The sequence below is a fragment of the Periweissella fabalis genome, assembly GCF_012396505.1.
GTDB lineage: Bacteria > Bacillota > Bacilli > Lactobacillales > Lactobacillaceae > Periweissella > Periweissella fabalis.
Genome location: NZ_JAAXPN010000005.1, coordinates 1 through 24639 on the forward strand (window position 1 = coordinate 1; position 24639 = coordinate 24639).

The window sequence follows — 24639 nt, forward strand, 5'->3', positions numbered from 1 at the left end:
TGAAGCATAATTTACTAGCGAAATTGACATTCGCAAATTTGTTTAACTCTGAAAATTAATTTCAAAGTACTTACACATTTGATTGTCAAAACTTTATTCAGTTTTCAAAGATCTACGTTTGTGCTTCCTAATGAAGCAACAACTAGCTAATATACATTATTAATCCCGTTATGTCAACAACTTTTTTGATTATTTTAATTTGAATCATATTAGTTATTAACTGACAACTTTTATATAATATCAGTTTTTAAAAAGTAAGTCAATACTTAATTTTAATTTTAATTTGCTGTCGTAAACATCATTGTTTAGGACAGTTATTAAATAATAACACCTTGAATTAATAAACGCAAGCTCTTTATTCAATAAATTTAAATAAGTTAAAGTAACTTAGGTGCACTAGACATATCAACCGTTTCTAATAGACTATGTAAACTAGATGCTTCCACAAATTTGTACCCATTATTAGGTAACATTTCGATTGGTTCTACTATATTAAATACATATAATGAACCAATCTGATTATCAACATTAATGCTATCTAGCTCATCTAGCCTTAAATTATTGATGTCAAAATCTTTTTGCATTGCCCTAAGCAACGTTCCTAATGCTGTATCACCTGCATGTTTATGCATTTTGACAGTTAAAAAGCTGGCTATTTCTCCTACATACTTAACTAGGTATAGTGGCATACCATCATTGATCATTACAATCGTTCCTGCAACCATTGACATTTTTATTCCCACCTAACTTACTTTATTTTTACCGTATCTTTCAAGCCTTCACTAATCCATTGTTCAATATTTTGTTCAATTGGTGTAAATCCAATTACTGTATTCCGATTAGTCCAATAATGTTTGTGCGTTTGATGTACATTTTCTAGTTTTCTCAAATTAGTTACTTGTGGCTCTGTAAGGCAACGCAATGATAAACTAATCTTTTGCGTGTACTCATCAATATCAAGAATCACTACTTCAATCATATCACCAATTTGTAACAACTTATTAATGTCTCCCACAAAGCCGTACTTACATTCTGATATGTGAATTAAGCCTTGATGTTTTTCATCTAGGCTAACAAAAGCCCCGTATGGTTGAATACCAGTCACTTTCCCATGAACATGCATGCCAACACGATATTCTGACATTTCTCGCCCCCCTTTACTTATAATTTATATATCTTTGCTTAATAATATTTTTACTAAAACTAGTATACATGTTTACATCACAAATTACTATATTCTAACTATATAGGTAGTCAAGTTGTAAAATTAATACTATTTACTTGGAAGCTTACTATAGAAATAAAAAAGATTCTAGCTACCGCTAGAATCTTTTTAGTTAGTATTGTAGTAACTTTTTACTAATCGTTTACCGTGATATTTTCAATCACAACATCTTCAAGTGGCTTGTCAGCACTATCTGTTTTAACAAGGGCAATTTTATTAACAATGTCCATGCCATTAGCAACTTGACCAAAAACCGTGTGTCGGTGATCAAGCCATGGTGTACCACCATTGTTAACATAGGCATCAATAATAGCTTGTGGGTAGCCAGCCCCAGCTAATTGACTAGCAAAAGCTGGTTCCATGTGTTGATTTTGCACAATAAAGAATTGTGAACCGTTCGTCATTGGACCACCATTGGCCATTGAAAGAGCACCGTTAATGTTAAAGAGGTCATCTGAAAATTCATCTTCAAAATTGTGGCCCCAGATTGATTCACCATTGAAACCAGTCCCAGTAGGATCACCACCTTGAATCATGAAATCATTGATAACGCGGTGGAAGATAATACCATCGTAGTAACCATCTTTAGCATGTGTTAAAAAGTTTTCAACGGCTTTAGGTGCTTGGGTTGGAAAAAGGATGACTTCAATGTCACCGTAGTTAGTGTGCAAAGTTGCCTTTGGTCCCTTGTATTCGTTAGGAGTTAATTGGGGATATTCAATCATTATTCTCAAACCTCTATTTCTTAAAATTGATAACTTACTCAAGTTTAGCAAAAAAAAACAAATAAATCTGGTAAACTTAATTATAACAACTAAAAAAGATAAAGGAAATATTCTAAAATGAGTTACCTAATTGATTTTATTCTCCATATCGACAAACACGTTATCCAAATTGTAACCCAGTTTGGTAATTGGACTTATGCGATTCTCTTTGCCATTATCTTTATTGAAACTGGCGCTGTAATCTTACCTTTTTTGCCTGGTGACTCTTTACTATTTGCTGCTGGAGCAATTAGTGCAAACCCAATTTACCATCTAAATCCTTGGCTATTTGCATTGCTATTTTGGATTGCTGCACTATCTGGTGATTCTCTAAATTACTTTATCGGAAAATATATCGGACACGCTATGATGGATCACCACATTTTAGGACGGTTTATTAAGCGTGAATCTGTTCAAAAATCCGAAGCGTTTTTTGCTAAGTATGGTGCTATAGCAATTATTTTTGCTCGGTACTTGCCAATCATTCGGACTTTTGCACCATTTGTTGCTGCTAATTCAGGTGTTGAATACAAGTTATTCTTAAAGTATTCAATCATTGGTGCAACAACTTGGACAATCATTGGTACTGGTGCTGGTTATTTCTTTGGTAACATCCCCTTTGTTCAAAATCACTTTTCAGCTGTAATCTTTGGTATTATTATTGTTACTCTTTTACCAGCCGTTATTGCTGGTGTTCGATCAAAGTTTTCGAAAAACAAAGTAAACTAGCATAACTATTTTTTAGTATTGATTTGCTACTAGCAATATGTTCCAAAAAGTAGATAATTTCATAAGATACGAAAAAGACTGAATTTTCACAATTCAGTCTTTTTCTAATTTCATTCATTATCTGGGTACCTTTTATTACACTCCGTTTAGCGTATTTCAAAAGTTTGATAACCCACCATATCAATTTTATCAATTTGGCTACGCATAACTTCACCAAATGGAGATGGCGATGCCTTGACCGCATTAATAAATTTAATAATATTCGTTGCAACCCCTTCAGCTTCAATTAACACTGAACCATCAATCTTATTAACTACAAATCCAGTAATCCCTAATTCACGCGCAAGTTGTTGTGTTTGATAACGAAAACCTACACCTTGTACACGCCCCCATACTTGAATTCGATACCCTACTTGTACTTGCATTAGTTTCCCCCATTATTTATTATTTATCGGTATTTGTAATCGGCAATGTAATTCGAAAAATAGAACCGTGACCTAACGAACTTTCTAAACTAATCGAACCACCATACCCTTCAATTAACTTTTGAGCAATACTTAAGCCTAGACCATTCCCCCCTTTTTCACGAGAACGTGCTTTATCGACTCGATAAAAGCGATCAAAAACATGATTAGCATCTTCTTGCGAAATCCCTTCACCAAAATCTTGTACTGCTATTTGAACTTCACGACTTGTCCGCGACATCGCAAAATGAATTTCCTTGCGCTCTTGTGAATATTTAAAGGCATTATCAGATAAAATAATCAACACTTGTTCTAAGTGATTACGATACATCGATATAATTGTACTTTTATGAATATCATCCTCTAAGCTGAACTTAAAATCTGGGTGAATTAATGAAAAATTATTATAAACTTGATAAACGACATCTTGTACATCCGTTGCTTCATGTCGGAAATTAATCTCAACTTGATCAGCCCGTGTTAAATCAAGCATCTCTTGTACAAGTGTTTCCATTCGTTTCATCTCATCTAAAGAAGCTTTTATCGAATCATTTAAAATCTGTGGATCATCTTTTCCCCAACGATTTAATAAATCCATATGACCTTTAACAATTGCTACTGGGGTTCTTAGTTCATGTGACACATCCTCGACAAATCGTGATTGTTGGTCAATATAACGTTGCATCCGATCAACCATTTCATTTAAAATGACACCTAAATCTGATAATTCATCATTACGTAATAAATCTGGTACACGCTCGGTTGTTTTGGGATCATGCTCAACTTCAGCAATCGTTTTAGCAATATGTTCCACTGGCCTTAATAACCAATCAGCCAATAAATAACCCCACAATGCAATTGCCATTAATCCCAATAGCATCAACACAACTAAGATTTTGACTAATTTTATATACATATGATGGTATTGTTCAAGGCTGTCAACTATTTGAACGTATCCAACTATCCGATTAGAGTTCTTAGCATACACCGGTACTCGGCCGACTAATAATTGTTGGCCATTAACATTAACTAGGCGTTGTCCTACAAAGCGGCTTTTATGCTCCATAGCAACTAAATTAGTATGACTAGTAAATAGTTGTACTCCTTGGCGGTCAAAAATTGTCAGTGTTAAATTTTTACTGGCAACGTTAGCAATTAATTCATCATTTAAAATTGTATGCACATGATCATTACCTGGCTGTAAAGATGGTTCAATCATGTCCAAAGTTAGGTTACGTGTATTTACTGAAGTAAATCGTTGGCTCACTGCATTAAGGGCATTATCAATTTCTTGATGTTGTGAATCTAATGCATTCTGTGTAAACGCACGAAACATCAGTAAACTAAATACTAAGAAAACAACAAACACTCCTATAGTCGTTCCTAATGCCCATTTCCATTTAACGGAAAAACGGCGATAAACATTTTCTTGTGTCATTAAATATACCAAAAAAGGGCTTGACGCTTGTCCAGCCCTTTATCCTAATTAATTTGAGCTACGCATTACGTACCCAGTTCCGCGAATCGTTTGAATATATGAACGTGCACTTTCTGGATCATCAATCTTATTACGAAGATATCGAACGTACACATCAACAACATTCGTTTCAACTTCAGATTCATAACCCCAAACCCGCTTCAATAAATCATCACGTGCTTGTACTACATTAACGTTTTCCATCAATGTAAGTAGCAATTCATATTCACGTTTCGTCAAATTAATTACTTCATCACCTCGGCGAACAATCCGATTTTCTTTTTCAATAACTAAGTCTTTAAATTTAACGGTTGATTGGTGTGGTGCATGAGCCTCAGTTTCAATATTAATCCGTCGTAGTAAAGCCCGTACACGTGCTAATAACTCTTCAATTGCAAATGGTTTAACAACGTAATCATCTGCACCATAGTCTAACCCTGAAACACGATCGATTACTGAATCACGAGCTGTCATCATAATGATTGGCGTATTTTTAACTTCACGCAATCGACGTGCGACTTCTAAGCCACTCAATTCAGGTAACATTAAGTCTAACAAAATCACGTCATAATCATTAGCAATAGCAGCCTCTAAACCAGCACGACCATTATCTCGTACATCAGTTTCATAATTTTCATGTTGTAACTCTAATTCCACAAAGTGGGCTAAATTTTTTTCGTCTTCAATGACCAAAATCTTACTCATCGGCAACTCCTCGTTCTATCTTTTTTAAGCTCTCTAATTTTAACATTTTTTTCTAAGAATTGATAGTTAATTGCATCAATTCAATAATTTTTTGACTTTTATTAGAAAAAAAAAGGACTTTTTATAGTAAAAAATGTCATTTAATTTACATTTTTTCTCATTTTTTTGCCATTAAACTAGTAAATATATTACTGCAATTAATATAACTTCTGGGTGTTGATATAGATACGCTAGGCTCCACTCATCAGCTGGCAAATTAAATTTAGTAATTATATTAGCTTGATTTGCATGCTGCTTGATTGCTGTAACAAATGTTTGATGAGTATACGTTTCAGTCGGCTTGATGCCTAATATGTATGCGCTAAATTCAACTAACATTTGACCTGAAATCTGATTAGGTTTAATTTTGTTACCAAGAAATTTACTAAGTTTTAACCGCAATAAATGTTCAAGTACTGGATTATTTAACAGGGGAATAAACTTGGTTGTAAAATCAGTACTAGCAAATTGCTCGATTAAGTTTTCCCAGTCAAACGTATTAAACTTAGGACGTTCACTAAAAAAGTACCGTGCCCCCACTAATTGGCCTAAAAATTTTTGTGCCTCCAATTCACCTAATTTTAAATTATCCTGTGACTTAACTGGATTAAAATCTAACATCGGACCTAAATCCCATTTAGTTTTAATCCAATGTAGTTTAACATCTCTAGGAATTTGGTAACGCCGTGAGCGCCCCATCCCCTGAATATCAAATATATAAATATCCTTAGCACCTTGCTTAATAGCTTCATTAATGGGTACATCATTTGAATAACCACCATCAATATATCTATCACCATCAATTTCCATTGGTGAAACAACTGGATAAAATGCACTTGAAGCGACAACCCATTGTGCAAGTTTTTGAGGTGTCATATCTTTATTAACAGTAATAAGTTTTTGCGTTAAAGCCTTGGCATTAGTTGTTATTAGCATAAACTTTACTTGGGGATTTTGTAATTCTTTAGTTGCAACTGGTAAAAATAGATTATACAATGAGCGTTTCGATTTGAAATCGCGCGAAATTATTTGATTAATCATTGCACGTGTAAACTTTTCCCTAGTTGGTCCAATTTCTGGTACCCCATAAACATGTTTGGTTGTTAAAAATTGCCAAACCTCATGTGCCGTTGCACTGTCAAGATGCATTAAAGACATTCCTGTAATAGCTCCTACAGAAACTCCAATAATTGCTTCTGGAATAATACCAGCTGCCTTTAATACATCAAAAGCCCCTGTCTGAAAAGCCCCATGTGCACCACCACCACCAAATATAAAATAGATTGGATAATCATACTTCTTCGTAAAAATTAATCCATTCGCTTCGAAGTCACGTTGTAATAAATAGTGTTCATCCCAATTACTTACCAATTGGTATTGGACACCTGACCAACGTAAGGATTGAAAATATGTACTAAGTGCATCAAAAACATTAGGTTTACTTACCCCTTTTCGAATTAATCCATGCTTAACAACTCGAATATTTGTGGTTATATCAACAATTACTACTGCAACAATCTTTTGTTGCTCCACTACAATATATTGTTTTATCTGATCACCTAACGGTTGCTGTATATATTTAAAACGTGCTACTTCATTATCTAGATTAAACGCTAATAATTGTGTAAAATCAGTTAATTGCGTGATATTTTGATTTGATTGAAAGACTTTCAAAATAAACTACCTCGATTTTTAGTTTGCATTTAAGAACATTTGTTCGTATAATGATATAAAAGTAAAACATACTGCGTGCCTGGAGGTGCTAAAATGCAAATGCCATTTAATTTGATTACCAACGATGTTACACACGTCGCTAACAAATTTAAACTTTTTAAACGTATGTCTAAGCATAACAAAATATTACGAGCTCGCCAAATGTCGGCTGATGAAATTATTAATCGCCTTGAGATTGCATTAGCAGAACATATTGAAATTACCATTCAATGTAATGTTTCATTTTACACTGAAAATATTTACCAACTTTCAGGTTATTTAACGTTATCGGCATCAAATAATCTTATTTTGCATAGTATCGATAATAAAGTTTCAACCATTGTATGGCCAACATCAATTCGGCATATTGCATATAATAACTAGTTAATACCTCCAAGCATCATCAATACATTCTTAGATTAGCTTCTTTAAAACATAAAAGCCGAGAGAAAATTCTCTCGACTTTTTAATTTATCACTTACTTAATAATGATCACTTAATATTAATCTTCAACTAAGTCAAGATAATCGCCATATCCTTGTGCTCGCATTTCAGCTTTAGGAATGAACTTTAGTGATGCTGAATTTATACAATATCGAAGCCCACCAAGTTCAGTTGGGCCATCATTAAAAACATGCCCTAAATGGCTTTCAGCTTGTCCACTAGTAACTTCAACTCGTTCCATTCCAAAAGAACGATCTCGATGCTCTTGAATAAAACTTCGATCAATTGGCTTAGAAAAAGCTGGCCAACCGCATCCAGAATCATATTTAGCTGTCGATGAAAATAGTGGTTGACCGCCAACAATATCAACGTAAATTCCTGGTTCAAAAAAATTATCATATTTATTCATAAAGGGTGCTTCAGTCCCTTTTTCTTGTGTAACGTGATAACTTTCCTTGTCCAATTGCTTAATTAACTCATCTTTGTTTTTAATCATCGAAGTTCTCCTATTTTCAATCAAATAAGTTTTTTATTTGTACATTGGGATCAATAACTTCTCCAAGTCCACTCAAAGTTAACTGGTTAAATGGAGGTATATAAGCAAGCTTCATCTGTGATATAAGCATGTCCTTTGAGTGTGGTTTCACATAAATTTTACCAATATTAGAATTAATTTCAAGTTGGTAGTCTGGTGTATCTTGTGTTTGTTTGACAATTATTATTCTAAAAGCAGTATCCATTGTACAAGAAGCCGCACCAGTTGCAAATTGACCTGTCCCATCATCTAAATCAAGTAAGATTTTGGCACCAGCCTTAACAGCTTTCATCAATCGTTCTTCTAGTTTCCCTGTAATTTCTAAGTTATACATTGCAACCTCCTAGTATATTAATATATTAACTTGTAAACATCATACAGCCATATAATTAAGTGAATATTAAATTCACTAGTAATTAGTTAGTAATATAATTGTCGTTAGTTTACTCGTTTTTTTGTCTAAAGTCAAAGAATAGATAATTTCATAAAATACGAAAAAGACCGACTTTTTTACAAAATCGGTCTTTTCTAATTTATTCTTTTACCTGGGGATTTTTATCAAATTCCCACATATCGCCATCAAAACTATAGCTTATTCTTTCTATTGGCCAAAGATAGTATGAAAATAAATTACTTAGTTTCACGTGAGTAGTTGGCAATATCACTCAAGATAACATCGTAGAATTCACTAGCAGCCATTGGTGTCGTCTTTTCTTCTCCATAACGACGAACTGTAACGGTGCCATTTTCTTTTTCTTGATCCCCAACTACAATGGTGTATGGTACCTTACTTGTTTGGGCATCACGAATCAAGTAACCCATCTTTTCGTTACGAGTATCAACCGTTGCCCGCACGTTCATTACTTGTAACTTACGCATAATTTCGTCAGCATAAGCACCGTGAGCTTCTTGGTTAACTGGGATGATTACTGCTTGCTTAGGTGCTAACCAAGTTGGGAAAGCACCCTTGTATAATTCAGTTAAGTAAGCCGTAAAACGTTCCATCGTTGAAATCAAGCCACGGTGAATCATAACTGGCCGGTGTGTATTTTGACCATCTTCACCAACGTAAGTTAAATCAAAACGTTCTGGTAATAAGAAGTCCAATTGAATTGTTGAAAGCGTTTCTTCACCACCAAGAGCTGTCTTGATTTGAACATCAAGTTTTGGACCGTAAAAGGCTGCTTCACCTTCGGCTTCAAAGTAGTCAAGACCCATGTCGTCCATGGCAGTTTTTAACATCTTTTGGCTCTTAATCCACATGTTGTCGTCATCAAAGTACTTTTCAGTATTTTCAGGATCACGGTATGAAAGCCGGAAACGATAGTCCGTAATGTTAAAGTCAGCATACACTTCAACCATCAACTTCAAGATTGATTTGAATTCTTCTTCAACTTGTTCAAGCATCACAAAAGTGTGTCCATCGTTTAATGACATTTCACGTACACGTGATAAACCAGTTAAGGCACCTGATTTTTCGTAACGGTGCATCATCCCAATTTCAGCAATCCGAATTGGCAATTCACGGTATGAGTGCACATGGTGGTTGTACACTTGAATGTGTGAAGGACAGTTCATTGGCCGTAATTCAAGGAATTCACCATCACCCATATCCATTGGTGGGAACATGTCATCATGGTAGTGGTCCCAGTGACCTGATTGCTTGTACAAGTTCAAGTTAGACATGATTGGTGTGTAAACGTGTTCGTAACCGTGTTGTAATTCCTTATCAACAATGTAACGTTCCAACGTCCGACGGATTGTAGCCCCATTTGGCATCCAAACTGGTAACCCAGCCCCAACTTCTGGTGAAGTAAAGAACAAGTCTAAATCTTTACCAATCTTACGGTGGTCACGTTCTTTGGCTTCTTCACGACGTGCAAGTTCTGCATCAACATCTGCAGCCTTCCAAAAGGCAGTTCCGTAAATTCGTTGCATCATTGGGTTTGATGACTTACCACGCCAGTAAGCACCAGCTACTGAAGTAAGTTTAAAGTTCTTAATCAAACCAGTTGAAGCGACGTGGCCCCCACGGCAAAGATCTGTAAATTCACCTTGTGAATATACTGTTATTTTTTCATCTTCAGGTAAATCGTTAATTAATTCAACCTTGTATGGATCATTTTTGAATAATTCCAACGCATCGGCACGTGAGATTTCACGACCCACAATTGGTAAATCTTCTTTAACAATCTTTTTCATTTCAGCTTCAATTTGTGAAAATTCATCAACAGACACTTGGCCAGCTGGACGATCAGTATCGTAATAGAATCCATTAGCAATCGCTGGTCCTACTCCAAAGTGGGTGTCTGGATGTAACCGTTTAAGCGCTTGAGCTAATAAATGTGCAGCTGAATGGCGAAGAATTTCCAATGATTCTTCTGAATCCTTGGTAATGATTTCTAATGAACCATCACTAGCTAATGCATCATTTAAGCCCACAAATTTTCCTTCGAACTTACCTGCTATTGACTTCTTTGCCAAAGAAGTTGAAATACTTTTAGCAATTTCAAGTGTTGAGATTCCACTTTCAAATGGTTTTACTGAACCATCAGGGAATGTAATTTTAATTTCTGCCATCTACTTGCTCCTCAAATTTTTAAAATAAAAAAGTCCTCCACGACACTTAATTTGTGTCATGAAGGACGTTATATACAAACGTGGTACCACCTAAATTCATTTTAGCTTTCCTAGCTAAAACCTCAGCTGTTTTATAACGGAAACAACCCGAACATAGTTGGCTATGCCATTTCACAAGTAGTCAACAATAGCTTTCTATTCGCAAAGTTCCAGCCAAGCTTTGCGTTCTCTTAAAATAGAAATATCCATTGAAGGTGTCTTGATCACTAATTTATGCTTTAATTAAAGCACGTTTATTTTAATTAAGCAAGAATAATTTAAACGCTTGCCTCAATTTCTGCAATAACATCTCTTGCCACTTGCATATCACCACGATAGGGTGTATCGACACCATTTATTTTTTGATATGGATCAAGCCCCTTACCAACAATAGCTACAACATCATCATCCGTGCTCATTAATAAAGCCTTCTTAATTGCCGTTGGTCGATCCATTTCGTAGTGCAATTCAACAACCGTCTCGTCAGTAGCCGCTGCAATTTCCGCTGCAATTGCTTGTGGATCCTCGTATTGAGGATCATCAGCTGTTAACCAAACAATATCTGCTTGTTCTTCACTCACTGCTTGCCCAAAGCCAGCTCGGCGTGATTCACCTTTATTACCAGGTGAACCTAAAACGACAATTACTTTACCTACTGGATGTTGCTGATGCAGGAAGCTGAGTAATGCTTTAACAGAAATATAGTTATGTGCATAATCAACATATACCATTCCATGGTTTTTAGTAGCAAAAGACTCCATGCGACCAGGAACCGTCACTTCATTTAATCCTATAACCATACTTTGGTGATCAGCATGTGCCAATCCAACTGCAATTAAAACACTAGCCGCATTACTTTCATTATAATCACCAGGTACGTTTAAATTATACTCTCCGGCAATACCTAATTTCTTACTTTTACTTGTTTGAGCTGTAACTAAAAGTTGGCTTCGCGTTAAATCTGCATGGCCAGTAAAACTAACATCTGGTTGCACATTTACAACTGGTTGAGATCCTTTGTGACCATAAACAAATATATCTTCACTCGCATGGCCCTTTTGAGCACGATTGTATATTTCCGCAAAATGATCACTTTCAGCGTTAATAATTACTTGGTCGCTATTATCAAGTAACATTAGTTTATGAGCTAAATAATCTTCAAATGTTGGGTGTTCTAGTGGACCAATATGATCAGGTGATATATTTAAGAAAATACCGACATTAAATCGTAAACCATAAACTCGGCTTTTTTTATATGCTTGTGAAGAAACCTCCATCACCAAATGTGTCATCCCATTATCAACAACTCGGCGCATATCATGAAATAAATCGAGAGATTCTGGTGTTGATAAATCAGATTTAAATTGTTCGTTAGGTCCTAAAATGCGATCAATAGTTGAAAAAAGTGCTGTTTTTCCATGGGTACTATTTTGCAAAATTTCATGGGTAAAGTATGCTGCTGTTGTTTTACCTTTTGTTCCCGTATAAGCCACGATAAATAAATCATTTTGAGGATAATTATAAAATGCTGCACTCAAAAGCGACATTGCTTTTTGAACATCTTTGACAATAATTGCTGCTATGTTAGCACCTTCTGCATAATTTTTATCGGCAACAAATGCTTGGGCACCACTTTCAATAGCACTTGTCAGAAACGCCGGCTTGAAGTTACCTTTAACAAAAAACAACGTATCCGCACTTACCTTTCGCGAATCATATGCAATTGCTTTAAATTCCATAACATTAGGTCGCTCTACACTAACTAATAACTCATACTTAGTTAAAATATCAATAATTTCTTGCCAACTAATGGCCATATGCATTCTCTTCTTTCGTTAATTCTAAAATTTAATTCCCTTAACTGCTCGCAAGGTATAAAAAGACCCTGTGATAACAATCATTGCATCACTAGACTCCCGAATTTGCCTTGCAACTGTAATGGCTGCAGTCGGATCATCTGCAACTGAAACTTCAACATTATCATCCATTTCTAAAATTTGTGCTGCAAGCTCATCAGCAGTCAATGAGCGGGTTGGATTTGCAGGTGTAATTGCAATTACACGTGCAACATGTGGTAACAAAGTTTCTAGCATTGTTATATAATTTTTATCACGTAAAATTCCTAAAATGACCGTTGGTTTAAATGGTAAGCGCCACGATTTAAGTGAAGCTACTAAAGCTTCGATTCCATCTGGATTATGTGCAGCATCACGAATAATATTATTTTTCGCATCATATTCCATTCGTCCAGGTAACCTTGCTTGACCTAACCCCTGCTTAATTGCCGCAGTAGAAATTACATATTCTAATTCTCTTAAGACATTTATTGTTTGTAAAACTGTATTTAAATTAAGTAACTGAAATTGGCCACCTAAGCTCAAAAAAACTTCGGCGTCATCATCAATTTTCACATTTGTTCCCGCTGGCGTTACTTTATAACTAGTAATCTTAGGGCGTGGCCCATGATATATTTTGGCCCCAATTATTTGTGCGCGTTTTTCAATAATTGCTTGAACTTCAGCTTGCTGACCACTATAACTAATCACGTGGGCCCCTGGACGTAAAATACCACATTTAGCTTCCGCAATTGCACCTAAACTGTCACCTAATATATTTTGATGATCAAGTGCTATTTTAGTGAAGATGTTAACGATTGAAGTTGTAATGGCATTGGTTGCATCTAGTTCACCACCAACGCCAACTTCAATAATCGCAATATCTAATTCTTGTGTAGCAAAAAAGTCTAATGCAATAATGACCCACCATTCGAAGAACGATAACGCTTGAATATCTAAAGCATGCTGTTTTAAAATCACTAGGATTTTATTAAATTCGGTCACAAACTCGTTCGAACTGATATAAGTGCTATCAACCATAATTTGTTCACGGTGTGTATATAATCCTGGACTTGAAAATTTTCCAACACGATAACCACTTGCTTGCAATATTTGGTTCAACATTTCCCCCGTCGAACCTTTTCCGTTTGTACCCGCAATATGAATAATTTTATATTGTTGATCCGGATTATCAAGCCAACTTAATACTTTACGTAAAAATGGAACCCGATTCTCATCAATTACTCGCCAACCTTTATCCATTTGTTTGGTTATTTTTAAATATTCATCGTTATTTATCATTTTAAATATCTCCAACCGAAATTACATGATTTAAAACTATTAGTCCAATTCTATCATAATTAAGCAATTACACGTGCAAAAAAGGCAGATTCCACTAAGTAGAATCTACCTTATTCGATATTTGGAGTTACTTTGCGTTAAAATGACCTAAATACTTGTAAATTGGCCCTTTTACTTTGAATTTTTGCTCATATTCAGTTTCAACATTTTGTTCAAGATTAGCTGGATCTTCATTGTGCATATCAAGCCACACTTTATCAAAAGTCATGCCATAATTTGCAAAACTGCCTAATGAATATTCGAATAGACCACGATTATCAGTTTTGAATTCAACTTCACCATTGGCTGGTAAAATATTTTCATAACTTTGTAAGAATGATTTATAAGTTAATCGCCGTTTTTCATGTCCTGACTTTGGCCACGGATCAGAAAAGTTCAAATATACTTTAGCTACTTCACCTTTAGCAAAGTATGTATCAACGCCGGCTCCATCCCCATATACAAAACGCAAGTTAGGTAGTTCATCGGCATCTTCAAACGCCTTTCGTCCTGCAACCGCTACTGCGCCTTCTTGGATTTCCATCCCAATAAAGTTAATGTCAGGGAATTTTTTAGCCATTCCAATAATAAATTGACCTTTCCCAGTTCCAACTTCAATCATAATTGGTTGTTCTTTTGGAAAAATACTTTGCCAGTTATTTTTTAATGTTTCTGCCTTAGCTTGTGTAATAACTAAATCAGCATGGTCAGCAAGCCATTTTACTGCCCAAGGTTTTCGACGTAAACGCATCTGAGTTCCTCAATTTCTATTTCAATAATTCTTTTCTTTACGTGCAATTCGTTTTGGTACTAACCAGTAACTAAAAAGCACAATTTCAACAATAATAATCACTATACTAATAAAAAAAGTAGACCATGGAGCACTACCAATTAAATTAGCTAGAAGCAAGATAATCCCAATCACACTCAACACTTTAGTTATCACTTGCTTGAAGTTACGTTGGCGGATTTTTGCATCAATAGGATACAAGTGGGTAAATACTATTTCATCATATTTATGATAAAGTGGCAACAATTGAATACCAATTAAGTATAAGACCAGTACTAAAATTATTGGCGTTACAATTTCATTGTGTACAAAATATGCAATTAATGCACCAATTATGGTTAGTCTAATAATTAAACCAAAGTATTCACTACTTCGTAATAACCCACGCCAGTATAAATTAGTATACACATGTTGTGGGTTTTTGGGTAGTCGGTCAAACCAAAAATTTAACCAACGCCGACGTTTAGTCTGTCCACCAATTTGTGGAACATCCGTAAATAAATTAAAGAAACGGAGTATATTTAATTGCCGACTATTTTCAATTTCGATTGCTTCATTCCAATCAAAAATACCGCTCCAAAATTTATCTCGAATCCCTAAGCGCCCAACCGCCACAAGTAGGACAAAGATAAATGCCCAGGCCATATCAAGTCGGACACCAAATAAAGCAAACGTTAATAATGGTAATACAACTCGTAACCACAATAAATTATGATGGCTATAATAGCTTTGCATTTGATCATATAAAATCAAGCTCTTAAACACAATAAATGTTGGAATTAGCCATAATGTTTCAATTAGATTAGCTTGAAATGCAACCTCAATGAATGGTAATAAACAAATTATTCCGATTACTTGAACTAACAAACTCAGCCATAAACTATGACGCAGTGCAGCTTTTAGATACCGTTCCATATTAATTTCTTGTGGCATTAAGAATACTTTATCAGCAGGCTTTAATAATGTTGCTAAATTACCAAACTGAAGTAGGCCAATCATTAAAAACATGGCGATGAATTTTTCCCACCATGTGTATTGTAATGTCTGCAAAAAACCAGCATACCAATACCCTAGACCACCAATTAAAAATACAAACGCAATTGTAAACTGATCATTAAATACTAATCGTAGATAACGTAACATTTTCTGCATGTATTTTTGTCGGCGTTGTTGAAATAATTTATCCATTTTTAGACCTCTTTCGCAAGTGTCAAATAGATATCATTCAAAGAGGAACCCGCTTCAGGAAACTGATCGCGTAAATAAGCCAAGGTGCCGTCAGCTCGGATTTCACCATTATGCAATAATACAAAACGATCGGCAATTTTTTCAGCTGTATCTAAGACATGGGTTGACATTAAAACTGCTGCTCCCCGAGCTTTAACTTCTGCAATTAGGCCAAGTAAGTCATGAACTGCTAATGGGTCTAGGCCAATAAATGGTTCATCAATAATAAATACATCCGCATTAGTCATAAAAGCATTAACTAACATTACTTTTTGTTTCATACCTTTGGAGAAATTTGCCGGAAACCATGTTAGTTTGTTATCCAAACGAAATATCTTCAATAACTCATTAGCACGATTCCATGCTGTTGCGTCATCTAGCTGATAAGCCATAATGGTTAATTCTAAATGTTCTTTAAGTGTTAGTTCATCATATAAAACTGGTTGTTCTGGTACATAAGCAATTTTTTGCTTATATAAAGCTGGATTAGCCATTAATGATGTTCCATCAATTGAAACATCACCATGCTGTGGTGTTAATAATCCGATAATATGGTTAATAGTTGTGGACTTACCGGCTCCGTTAAGTCCAATCAAGGCAACTAATTCTTGATCTGCGACTTCAAAGTTAACGTCTTTAATTACAGGAACTTGTGAATATCCACCAACTAAATGATTAATTGTTAATGTCATTACCGTGCCTCTCGTTTTAAAGTAATTTTAGTTTAAACTATTCAATAATAATCCTATCAAATCAGTATACCATACTCAATTATCTAAGTTATGTTAGAATTAATTCACTAAAGTATTACCAATAGTTTTATAAATGGGCTAAAATTAAATTATCAACTAATAATATATTTTTAAGGAGTTTTTTAATGGAAGATTGTATTTTTTGCAAAATCGTAAACGGTGATATTCCAAGTTACAAAGTCTATGAAGATGATGATGTTCTTGGCTTCCTTGATATTACTCAAGTTACGCCTGGACACACCCTCCTTATTCCCAAAAAGCATGTTACAAATATTTTTGAATACGATACTGATCTAGCTACGAAAGTCTTTACGAAGCTTCCTGAATTAGCACGTGCTATTAAGGCGATTAATAGTGATATTAAAGGTCTGAATATTATTAATAATAATGGCCAAATTGCTTACCAGTCAGTATTTCATTCACACATTCATTTAATTCCACGATACAGTTCAGACGATGACATGAGTATTAAATTTTCAGACAACTCAGCTTTATACACTCCTGAACAATACGGAGATGTTCAAAAAGCCATTGCTAATCACTTAACCAAATAAAGGAGGACTTGATGATGTTTGCCCAATTAAATAATCGTTGGCGTCACCTATTTAACCAAATTCAATCAAACTTTCGACAACTAATTGCTCAAGTTAGCCAACTTAAGCAAGCTATTTCAAGCCTTAAAGTATCAAGCGAACAATTACAAGCGACTTTGCCGCAACTTGAAGCTTTACAAACCGATTTAGAACGTTCAGTTGCTAAATTTGAATTTAAAACTCAGCCACGTTTAGAACGGATTCAGCAACATCTTAATCGTATTCAAGCTGAACTTAATAAATATAAACCAAAAAATAAATAATAAAAAAGCACTGACATACTACGTCAGTGCTTTTTTATTATTTATTTTTAGTTACCAGCTGGATTAGCAGGTGCTTGTTGTTGTGCAGCAGCTGAGTTAGGTTGTAAGTATGCTTGTAAAACATTCTTTAAATCGTTATCTTTGATTTGTGGATCAGCTTTCTTAATAACCTTCTTAATTACAGCAGAAACCTTAGTTTGGTCATTTAAATTAGCAGTTGTAATTTGCTTTTCCAAAGTCTTTTTGATTGCTGGAGTTATCTTTTCTGGTTTATTGTTGTCACTCTTCATGTAAATTACAAAGTAACCAAATTGTTTTGAAAATACTGGTTCTGTAGTATATTCACCCTTCTTAAGCTTGAAAGCTGCAGCCTTAAAGGCAGGATCAGTATTAGTATCAGTATTATCAAATGGTGTGTATAAACCACCATTATTTGCAGTTGATGGGTCAGTTGAGAATTTCTTAGCTAATTTGATAAATTCAGCTTCTTTGTCACCCTTAGCATTGTTTAAATCGCTAACAACTTGACCGGCTTGTTTTTTACCATCATCGTTGTTTTTCAACAAAATATAACGAACAGTCACTTTTGGTTGGTAAGCTTTAAACTGTTTATCAAGTTGACTCTTTGTTACTGGTGAGTATGATTGCATTGCAAAGTTTAATAACTTTTGTGTCCGGATATTTTCTTTTAATGAAGCAGCAGTTAAACCTGATGCTGCAAGTTGTTGTGAGAATTGACTACCATATTGCTTTTTGTAAGTGTTAAATTCAGCATTAACATCCTTAGCTGAAACTTTCTTACCAAATTGTGCGTCCAAAGCGTTATTAATAATCATAGTTGAAAGTACTTGCTTTCCTGAAGCAGTTGCTTTCAAGCTTGAATAATATTCACTTTCGGTAATCTTTTGACCCCCATTAATTGTAGCGATAGTCTTATCACCACAGGCAGCAAGTAACATAGCAGTTGCAACAGCTGCAACACCTAAAACCGCTTTTTTAAATTTCATTATAACGACACATCCTTTTCTAAAATAATCAATATACTTTAATGATACCATATTTCTATCACAATATTAGATTTTATTGTAAGAAAATTAATTGAAGATTAAACATTTTCTATGCAATTTTTGTACATTATATACAACAAAAAAGATATTAAATAGCGTCACATACCTATCTAATACCTTTTATACTCTATCATATTAATTATTTAATTACTAATAATTGCATTAAACTTTACTTTTAGATTGCCGTTGTAAATCCAATTTCATAAACCATGCGGTACATGGTACTGCTAAAATTACAGCAATCATTGAAAAGATAAGTAGTAAAAACTCTGATACAAAAATTTTAGCATTAATCATATCTGCAAAGCCATAATTCAAACGAATAAACCAAATGCTTAACCCTAAAAAGCTTCCCATAAAGCCAAAAAATAAAGTATTAATCGCAGTTGATATGATTTGTTGCCCAATGTGCATTCCATGGCCAAATAATTTGCTTGTCGGAATATCTGGACTGTCACTAATTAATTCTTGCATCCCAGCAGCAACAGCCATTGCTGCTTCTGCAATTGCTCCAAGTGTACTAAGAATAGTCGCTACAATTGTAATTTGTAAAAAGTTAATCCCAATATTTAAAGATAAGCCTTCGAGTGCATCTGAATCTTCATTGGCAAATCCTTGCACCGTCGCAAAGTGCTCAACTGGTACAATAATTGCAATCAACATTAACATAATTACAACCCCTGTGGCAAATGCTACTCGCGTTACTTGATCATTATCGTCACTTAGGAAAATCGTCATGGCTAAAATAATCACACCTGTAATCGTAACCACTATTAATGGCGAAAAGCCCCATGCAATTAAAGTAATCGTTAAAAATAGCCAGAAAAAATTAAATACTAAACTAACAATTGCTTCTAGCCCCATTTTGCCACCTATTAGGATCAATAGCAGTGCTAGAATAATAAATAAAGCCGTCATTGTACTCATTAGGCAACCTCCTTATTACGTATGAAGAAAGCTGCTAGGCCACTTGCAATTGGTACTGCTAGTACAATTCCAATCCCAGCAATAGTTGTTTGTACCATCCCTAAAACCATATTAATTTCAATTGTATAGCCCCATGTATTCCCATTACGCAAATAGAGTAAACTCATAGCAAATGTTTCAGAAATAAAGATTAAGAATAAGACACTGGTTAACGCTCCCATAATTGAACGTCCTACCCCTAAACCAGCATTAAATAAGTTACGCCGAGAAACTTCTGGATGTGCCTCTTGAATTTCAAATTGTGTTGCAATGATATCAGTTGATGCATCCATAATTGCTCCCAAGGCTGCCAAGAATGCTTCTGCTAAAAAGATTGGTTGTGGTAATTGAGTAATATAATCCATTAATTCAAATTCTAAACCACGTTGATGGGTAAGGCTCATAACAATATTGGCGATTATTAAGGCAACTACACTACTCAATAAAGTTGCCGTCAATGTAATTGCCATTTTTTTATTCCACCCTAAGGCCAGACTTAAGGTAACAAACGCCATTAAAATACCAACACTACTAAATAAAAAAACAACATTAATATTTGTTACATTTAAATCAAGCTTAATTGCCAAATATAGTAAAGTAACGTTAATTATGACACTTATTAACGTCATTAATCCTGGTAGCCGCATTAGCATTAATAATAAGCTAACCGTAATCCAAGCCATTAAGGCAACCAAAGTATCGCGTTTTTGACCAATAATACTAATATCATTACCCGCCTCGTGATTTAAAAATAGTTGTTGCCCTGGGCGGTATGCTTGATTTAAACCACCACTTTTAAAATAGTTATTTTTAACTTTAACTTTTTGGCCGTGACGATCTCCATTTAAAATTTTAATTCTTAATACCTGTGTAATAGAGTAATCAACGTTATTAAATTGATCAGTCGTTTTTTGTTTACTTTGCTGCGTTGCAGTTTCCACTACCCCAACAATATGATTTTGGTATAATGGTGCATCATAACGGGTCAAAAATACCCCTACCCCCATTAATATGATAATAATATACATTAAAAGTTGCCGTATTGAATTAGGCCGTAGATAATTAATTACATTCTGTTTGATCATTTGGTCTCCTTAATAAACACAGAAAAGTGATGGCTTCGCCACCACTTTTCTTTTTACCAATATTAAAAATATTAAACATCTAGACGCCGATTATGACCATTCATAAAAACTTCTTTAGCTAAAAAACGTACTCGCTGCATTAAACGTTCCGCTTTAACCGGTTCAACTGCTTGTTTAGTTTCCGCTAGATGTTCATGTTCTAATTGCTTTAAATCAAAATTTGATGTAAAAAATGTAGCTAATTCATTTTGCATTCGATATTCCAAAATAACACCCAAAACATCGTCACGAATCCAAGCACTCATTGATTCTGCGCCAATATCATCAATAATTAAAACTGGGCTTTCCTTAATAACTTGAATTTGTTCAAGTGTATTAGTTTCTTTATTGGCAATTGAATTACGCATTTCAACTGCAAATGTCGGAAAATGAACCATTGTAACACCAAGCCCATGATCAGCTAATTCATTAGCTAATGCACCCATTAAGTAGGTTTTACCAATACCATAATTACCGTAAAGATACATCCCCTGATGGTATTGATTAGGCTTAGCTAGATAATTCTCAATCCATGTAACTAATTGACCAACAATTGGCTGGCGACTTACATCCAAATCAAAATTATCAAAACTGGCTTGCCGAATCGTTTTAGGCATATTAATTGCCTTAATCCTAGCTTGGCGTTTACGTAACTTATCTGCCATAATTGCTTGTTGCGTTGGCCGATAAACAACAGTTGCATAACCTTGTTCTAACCGTAACTCAGGTACATATCCAGGTGCAATGGTTTGTTTACCTTGTGCCAAGTTATTTTTTTGTTTAACGAATTCAAAAATCTTTGCGGCCGATTTTTCAAAGAAATCATGTGGTAATTCAACTGATTGTGCTGCTAAAAACGCCTGAACTTCTGGATTATTAAAAGCCTCTTGTAATGCTGCTTGCACAACTGCACCATGCTCTTTATGGGTAGCTAAATACCCACGTAATTTAGCACCTAAATCTTCCATCATCCTTGCCCTCCTCGCACTTTATCTTGTTGAAGCCGACTTTTTTTGAGACGATTAAGACTTGCCTTAGTGGCAGCTAATTCGCTAGCTGTAACTTTAGGTGCCGGTGTATCTACATAGGTTGGCTTCGTTTCAACTTTTTTATTAGCACGACCAGTTGCATACCTTTTTGTTACTTTGTTTTGCTGTTCACGTTGGAACTTACCCAAAAATTTTAATGCCTTTAATGCATCAGTAATACGATTTTGACTTAAAGTATTAGCAATACTATTAAAATATGCCCGGTTGATATTGTCACGACCTAATGTGATTAATACATAAAAAATTAAGATATTTACAACTTCCAATGGTAAAACGTTCGCCTCAATTACATCGGTAATTGTCTTAACCTCATTAGTAGTTGGAAAACCATGTTTTTCTTCTTTAATACTTTGTAAAAATTCACGAGGCTTTAATTCCTGAGCGTTTCGTAAAACAGTTTGAACAGCAACCGGTAATGAACTAATTTCATTTTCACTAAGGCTTGTACTTGATGATACATCAACTTTATTTGTTTCTATGCCTTGTTTATTTTGTGGACGATAAGCTTCAATAACTTGCTGTTTAAGTAAATCATCATTAATTTCAAAAGTATCAAATGTCATTGTTCTACGGATATATTTACTTAATTCCAATTCATTAATACCCATGGTTTGATGAAGTGCAAATAACATATTCCTTTTAAGTTCTAATGTTTTTCGATTAATTCCTGTATTTTGCAAACTATCGACTAATAATTCAAAATCAAAAGTTGCTTTATTTTTAGTAACTATTTCATCATATGCAATTGTGGCATTTGTTTGCCGTTGCACAGGATTAGTTGGCAAATCTGCTACCGTTTTAAATGCTTCTGAATTAATATTAAAAACATCGGTAATTTTTTGGGAGATATTTTCGCCGTCAATCTTAGCTAATTGGCGCAATTGGAAACGTTGTTGTAATTTTTGATAGTAGCTACTTTCAACGGCACTTAGCAGTAAGACACTCATCAATTCATCAGTAAAAAATTGCTGTGGCTGTAGTGGTGCATGCATTTCGTACACATAATATTCACCTAAAGTATCAACATTGTGCCATGTTTGCATTAAATTAACCGCCTCTAAACGGCCACGTGCAATTACTATTGCTTGTGGTGATAAATTAACGATATTCATCAGTGTGGTGTGTAAAATTCGCTCTGAGAGTAGTGGCTTTTGGTCAATTAAATTCCACAATGTATTTAATAAAACCATTGCCTCTGGGCCAATAATTGGTTGATAAAGGGCTGTAATAATTGACTGATCATAGTCTGTCAACTTAGCACCTTCAGATAAAATAAAGCCACTCATCGGATTGAGCTGTTGTTTAAAATCAGTCATTAATACTCCTTAAATTATTATTTTTCGTCAATAATGTCATGTAGCTCATGTAAAAATACTTCGAGACTATCGAAGTGTTTGTAAACACTTGAGAAGCGAATATAAGCCACTTTGTCAATATCTTTAAGGTACTTAAGTGCATATTCACCGATAATTTGACTAGTTACTTCACTCTCGCCAAGTTTACGTAAATCTTTTTCAACTTGTGCTACTACTTGCATTAATTGATCACTTTTAATTGGACGTTTTTCTGCCGCTCGAATTAAACCACGTAGTAATTTATCACCGTTAAATTCTTCACGTGTACCATCATTTTTAATTACAAACAGCCGCGTCATCTCGAGCCGCTCAAATGTTGTAAAACGTGTACCACAATTAGGGCATTCACGACGACGACGAATCGCACGACCTTCATCAGCCGGGCGACTATCTACAACCCGCGAATCATTAAAATGACAATTAGGACATTGCATGCGTTACTACCTTTCTTTCAGGAAAATATTGGGGCTTTTAAACGCCACATTTATTAAATTATAACAGAAATTTCGATAGCGATATATCTAAATAGCACTGTAGAAACACGTAATTATTTATTTAATAAGTTAACTAACCTCAAAATCCAAGAAAATAAAAACGAGTTTGGCTAAGCCAAACTCGTTTTTTAATTTAGAAATCTTGAACTTTACCACGGAAGTCTTCAATTGAAGTGTAACCTTTTTCCGCCATAATTGTAGCTAATTCATCAGTTAAGCGTTGGAAAATACCAACCCCTTCATGTAATAAAGCGGTCCCAACACTAACCATGTCAGCACCACACAATAAGTGCATGAAGACGTCCTTACCACTCGTTACCCCACCGGTACCAATAATTTTGATACTTGGGTTTAAGCGTTGGCGGAACGCACGGACATTGGCCAAAGCAGTTGGCAAAATCATCGCGCCACCAAGACCACCGAAACCTTGTTTAGGCTTGATAACAACTTTTTCAGTATCAATATCAATCCATAAACCATTTCCCACTGAATTAACGGTGTTAATGTGCGTTAATGGGTATTTGTTTAAGATGGCCGCCATTTGATCAAAGTGCACCAAATCAAAGTATGGTGGTAATTTAACCCCTAATGGCTTCGTGTAAAAACTGAAAATTTCGGCTAAAAGTGCATCCGTTTCTTCAAAATCATAGGCAACTTGTGGCTTACCAATCACATTTGGACATGACAAGTTAAGTTCCGTTAAACCAGTGTATTCACTAGCTTGAATTTTGTGGAGTAATTCAATATTGTCAGACATTTGTAATCCGGCAACTGATAAAATCGTTGGCTTAGCATGTTCCCTCGTTACATAGTCCAAGTAGTATGGAAAACCGGCATTTGGTAAGCCCATTGAGTTAATTGAACCATGTTCCAATTGGTAGTAGCGTGGTTGGGGATTCCCCTCACGTTGTTGTGGTGTGGCACTCTTAGTGACAACCCCACCAGTACATGCTGCGTTAATCATTTCGTCCATTTCAGCAACTGTCATACAGTTAACCCCAGACGCATTCAAGAAAATACTTGGAAATTCTACACTTGCCATCGTTGTTTTAAAATCAATTGCCATCAT

26 protein-coding genes are annotated in these 24639 nt (G+C 34.9%); 4 read left to right on the forward strand and 22 right to left on the reverse strand.

The window, feature by feature from the left end; genetic code table 11:
• Positions 1–377: 377 nt before the first annotated feature.
• The 3 genes from HF964_RS05480 to HF964_RS05490 all read right to left on the reverse strand — a co-directional run bounded on the left by HF964_RS05480 (position 378) and on the right by HF964_RS05490 (position 1947).
• Complete coding sequence (locus HF964_RS05480) at positions 378–731, reverse strand: hypothetical protein (RefSeq protein WP_168722051.1); 354 nt, start codon at positions 729–731, stop codon at positions 378–380.
• Between the two features lie 17 nt (positions 732–748).
• A complete protein-coding gene (locus tag HF964_RS05485) occupies positions 749–1144 on the reverse strand; it encodes a CvfD/Ygs/GSP13 family RNA-binding post-transcriptional regulator (protein ID WP_168722052.1) in 396 nt (131 codons plus the stop codon).
• A gap of 215 nt (positions 1145–1359) precedes the next feature.
• On the reverse strand, positions 1360–1947 hold the full coding sequence (locus HF964_RS05490; RefSeq protein ID WP_338091085.1) for a peptidylprolyl isomerase: 588 nt from the start codon (positions 1945–1947) through the stop codon (positions 1360–1362).
• Between the two features lie 120 nt (positions 1948–2067).
• Here HF964_RS05490 and HF964_RS05495 point away from each other — a divergent pair, with 120 nt between their 5' ends.
• Entirely contained in the window at positions 2068–2718 is a 651-nt protein-coding gene (locus HF964_RS05495) for a VTT domain-containing protein (protein ID WP_168722054.1), read from the forward strand.
• Between the two features lie 146 nt (positions 2719–2864).
• On the opposite strand, the gene HF964_RS05500 is transcribed toward HF964_RS05495, so the two are convergent.
• From HF964_RS05500 to HF964_RS05515, 4 genes are all read right to left on the reverse strand, one after another.
• A complete protein-coding gene (locus HF964_RS05500; RefSeq protein WP_168722055.1) occupies positions 2865–3143 on the reverse strand; it encodes an acylphosphatase in 279 nt (92 codons plus the stop codon).
• A gap of 19 nt (positions 3144–3162) precedes the next feature.
• Complete coding sequence (locus HF964_RS05505) at positions 3163–4620, reverse strand: HAMP domain-containing sensor histidine kinase (protein WP_168722056.1); 1458 nt, start codon at positions 4618–4620, stop codon at positions 3163–3165.
• A gap of 48 nt (positions 4621–4668) precedes the next feature.
• Entirely contained in the window at positions 4669–5364 is a 696-nt protein-coding gene (locus tag HF964_RS05510) for a response regulator transcription factor (RefSeq protein WP_168722057.1), read from the reverse strand.
• A gap of 171 nt (positions 5365–5535) precedes the next feature.
• On the reverse strand, positions 5536–7077 hold the full coding sequence (locus HF964_RS05515; protein ID WP_168722058.1) for a patatin-like phospholipase family protein: 1542 nt from the start codon (positions 7075–7077) through the stop codon (positions 5536–5538).
• Between the two features lie 93 nt (positions 7078–7170).
• Here HF964_RS05515 and HF964_RS05520 point away from each other — a divergent pair, with 93 nt between their 5' ends.
• Complete coding sequence (locus tag HF964_RS05520) at positions 7171–7500, forward strand: hypothetical protein (protein WP_168722059.1); 330 nt, start codon at positions 7171–7173, stop codon at positions 7498–7500.
• A gap of 118 nt (positions 7501–7618) precedes the next feature.
• Here HF964_RS05520 and msrB read toward each other — a convergent pair whose 3' ends face one another.
• The 8 genes from msrB to HF964_RS05560 all read right to left on the reverse strand — a co-directional run bounded on the left by msrB (position 7619) and on the right by HF964_RS05560 (position 16599).
• A complete protein-coding gene (gene msrB / locus HF964_RS05525; RefSeq protein WP_168722060.1) occupies positions 7619–8056 on the reverse strand; it encodes a peptide-methionine (R)-S-oxide reductase MsrB in 438 nt (145 codons plus the stop codon).
• 16 nt (positions 8057–8072) lie between these two features.
• A complete protein-coding gene (locus HF964_RS05530; protein WP_168722061.1) occupies positions 8073–8429 on the reverse strand; it encodes an iron-sulfur cluster biosynthesis family protein in 357 nt (118 codons plus the stop codon).
• 296 nt (positions 8430–8725) lie between these two features.
• Entirely contained in the window at positions 8726–10675 is a 1950-nt protein-coding gene (gene thrS, locus HF964_RS05535) for a threonine--tRNA ligase (protein ID WP_168722062.1), read from the reverse strand.
• A gap of 317 nt (positions 10676–10992) precedes the next feature.
• Positions 10993–12531 (reverse strand): UDP-N-acetylmuramoyl-L-alanyl-D-glutamate--2,6-diaminopimelate ligase, encoded by a 1539-nt coding sequence (locus HF964_RS05540; protein WP_168722063.1) that lies wholly within the window; start codon positions 12529–12531, stop codon positions 10993–10995.
• 24 nt (positions 12532–12555) lie between these two features.
• On the reverse strand, positions 12556–13851 hold the full coding sequence (locus HF964_RS05545; protein ID WP_168722064.1) for a bifunctional folylpolyglutamate synthase/dihydrofolate synthase: 1296 nt from the start codon (positions 13849–13851) through the stop codon (positions 12556–12558).
• A gap of 127 nt (positions 13852–13978) precedes the next feature.
• The gene (gene trmB, locus HF964_RS05550; RefSeq protein ID WP_168722065.1) at positions 13979–14641 is read right to left on the reverse strand and encodes a tRNA (guanosine(46)-N7)-methyltransferase TrmB; all 663 of its coding nucleotides are present in this window, start codon (positions 14639–14641) and stop codon (positions 13979–13981) included.
• A gap of 21 nt (positions 14642–14662) precedes the next feature.
• Entirely contained in the window at positions 14663–15868 is a 1206-nt protein-coding gene (locus tag HF964_RS05555; protein ID WP_168722066.1) for an ABC transporter permease, read from the reverse strand.
• A 2-nt stretch (positions 15869–15870) separates the two neighbouring features.
• Positions 15871–16599: an ABC transporter ATP-binding protein gene (locus tag HF964_RS05560; RefSeq protein ID WP_168722067.1), complete on the reverse strand. Its 729-nt coding sequence runs from the start codon at positions 16597–16599 to the stop codon at positions 15871–15873.
• 185 nt (positions 16600–16784) lie between these two features.
• Here HF964_RS05560 and HF964_RS05565 point away from each other — a divergent pair, with 185 nt between their 5' ends.
• Positions 16785–17213, forward strand: coding sequence for an HIT family protein (locus HF964_RS05565; RefSeq protein WP_168722068.1), 429 nt, complete (start codon positions 16785–16787; stop codon positions 17211–17213).
• Positions 17214–17224: 11 nt separating this feature from the next.
• Positions 17225–17515: a hypothetical protein gene (locus HF964_RS05570; protein WP_168722069.1), complete on the forward strand. Its 291-nt coding sequence runs from the start codon at positions 17225–17227 to the stop codon at positions 17513–17515.
• A gap of 47 nt (positions 17516–17562) precedes the next feature.
• Here the strand turns inward: HF964_RS05570 and HF964_RS05575 are convergent, their stop codons facing one another.
• The 7 genes from HF964_RS05575 to HF964_RS05605 all read right to left on the reverse strand — a co-directional run bounded on the left by HF964_RS05575 (position 17563) and on the right by HF964_RS05605 (position 24639).
• Positions 17563–18522, reverse strand: coding sequence for a peptidylprolyl isomerase (locus HF964_RS05575; protein ID WP_168722070.1), 960 nt, complete (start codon positions 18520–18522; stop codon positions 17563–17565).
• Positions 18523–18744: 222 nt separating this feature from the next.
• Positions 18745–19509, reverse strand: a complete 765-nt coding sequence (locus HF964_RS05580; protein ID WP_168722071.1) for a YibE/F family protein — start codon at positions 19507–19509, stop codon at positions 18745–18747.
• Positions 19509–20633, reverse strand: a complete 1125-nt coding sequence (locus HF964_RS05585) for a YibE/F family protein (protein WP_168722072.1) — start codon at positions 20631–20633, stop codon at positions 19509–19511. The genes HF964_RS05580 and HF964_RS05585 overlap by 1 nt, the downstream gene beginning before the upstream one ends.
• A gap of 71 nt (positions 20634–20704) precedes the next feature.
• Entirely contained in the window at positions 20705–21643 is a 939-nt protein-coding gene (gene dnaI, locus HF964_RS05590) for a primosomal protein DnaI (protein ID WP_168722073.1), read from the reverse strand.
• On the reverse strand, positions 21640–23037 hold the full coding sequence (locus tag HF964_RS05595; RefSeq protein WP_168722074.1) for a DnaD domain protein: 1398 nt from the start codon (positions 23035–23037) through the stop codon (positions 21640–21642). Before HF964_RS05595 ends, dnaI begins: the two co-directional genes overlap by 4 nt.
• 17 nt (positions 23038–23054) lie before the next feature.
• Complete coding sequence (gene nrdR / locus HF964_RS05600) at positions 23055–23510, reverse strand: transcriptional regulator NrdR (RefSeq protein WP_168722075.1); 456 nt, start codon at positions 23508–23510, stop codon at positions 23055–23057.
• A gap of 193 nt (positions 23511–23703) precedes the next feature.
• Positions 23704–24639, reverse strand: a complete 936-nt coding sequence (locus tag HF964_RS05605) for a dihydroorotate oxidase (protein ID WP_246220255.1) — start codon at positions 24637–24639, stop codon at positions 23704–23706.

Coding starts and splice junctions, on each gene's coding strand:
- HF964_RS05480 (WP_168722051.1), bottom strand. CDS start 731: ATGTCAATGGTTGCAGGAACGATTGTAATGATCAATGATGGTATGCCA.
- HF964_RS05485 (WP_168722052.1), bottom strand. CDS start 1,144: ATGTCAGAATATCGTGTTGGCATGCATGTTCATGGGAAAGTGACTGGT.
- HF964_RS05495 (WP_168722054.1), top strand. CDS start 2,068: ATGAGTTACCTAATTGATTTTATTCTCCATATCGACAAACACGTTATC.
- HF964_RS05500 (WP_168722055.1), bottom strand. CDS start 3,143: ATGCAAGTACAAGTAGGGTATCGAATTCAAGTATGGGGGCGTGTACAA.
- HF964_RS05505 (WP_168722056.1), bottom strand. CDS start 4,620: ATGACACAAGAAAATGTTTATCGCCGTTTTTCCGTTAAATGGAAATGG.
- HF964_RS05510 (WP_168722057.1), bottom strand. CDS start 5,364: ATGAGTAAGATTTTGGTCATTGAAGACGAAAAAAATTTAGCCCACTTT.
- HF964_RS05520 (WP_168722059.1), top strand. CDS start 7,171: ATGCAAATGCCATTTAATTTGATTACCAACGATGTTACACACGTCGCT.
- msrB (WP_168722060.1), bottom strand. CDS start 8,056: ATGATTAAAAACAAAGATGAGTTAATTAAGCAATTGGACAAGGAAAGT.
- HF964_RS05530 (WP_168722061.1), bottom strand. CDS start 8,429: ATGTATAACTTAGAAATTACAGGGAAACTAGAAGAACGATTGATGAAA.
- thrS (WP_168722062.1), bottom strand. CDS start 10,675: ATGGCAGAAATTAAAATTACATTCCCTGATGGTTCAGTAAAACCATTT.
- HF964_RS05540 (WP_168722063.1), bottom strand. CDS start 12,531: ATGGCCATTAGTTGGCAAGAAATTATTGATATTTTAACTAAGTATGAG.
- HF964_RS05545 (WP_168722064.1), bottom strand. CDS start 13,851: ATGATAAATAACGATGAATATTTAAAAATAACCAAACAAATGGATAAA.
- trmB (WP_168722065.1), bottom strand. CDS start 14,641: ATGCGTTTACGTCGAAAACCTTGGGCAGTAAAATGGCTTGCTGACCAT.
- HF964_RS05555 (WP_168722066.1), bottom strand. CDS start 15,868: ATGGATAAATTATTTCAACAACGCCGACAAAAATACATGCAGAAAATG.
- HF964_RS05560 (WP_168722067.1), bottom strand. CDS start 16,599: ATGACATTAACAATTAATCATTTAGTTGGTGGATATTCACAAGTTCCT.
- HF964_RS05565 (WP_168722068.1), top strand. CDS start 16,785: ATGGAAGATTGTATTTTTTGCAAAATCGTAAACGGTGATATTCCAAGT.
- HF964_RS05570 (WP_168722069.1), top strand. CDS start 17,225: ATGATGTTTGCCCAATTAAATAATCGTTGGCGTCACCTATTTAACCAA.
- HF964_RS05575 (WP_168722070.1), bottom strand. CDS start 18,522: ATGAAATTTAAAAAAGCGGTTTTAGGTGTTGCAGCTGTTGCAACTGCT.
- HF964_RS05580 (WP_168722071.1), bottom strand. CDS start 19,509: ATGAGTACAATGACGGCTTTATTTATTATTCTAGCACTGCTATTGATC.
- HF964_RS05585 (WP_168722072.1), bottom strand. CDS start 20,633: ATGATCAAACAGAATGTAATTAATTATCTACGGCCTAATTCAATACGG.
- dnaI (WP_168722073.1), bottom strand. CDS start 21,643: ATGATGGAAGATTTAGGTGCTAAATTACGTGGGTATTTAGCTACCCAT.
- HF964_RS05595 (WP_168722074.1), bottom strand. CDS start 23,037: ATGACTGATTTTAAACAACAGCTCAATCCGATGAGTGGCTTTATTTTA.
- nrdR (WP_168722075.1), bottom strand. CDS start 23,510: ATGCAATGTCCTAATTGTCATTTTAATGATTCGCGGGTTGTAGATAGT.
- HF964_RS05605 (WP_246220255.1), bottom strand. CDS start 24,639: ATGATGGCAATTGATTTTAAAACAACGATGGCAAGTGTAGAATTTCCA.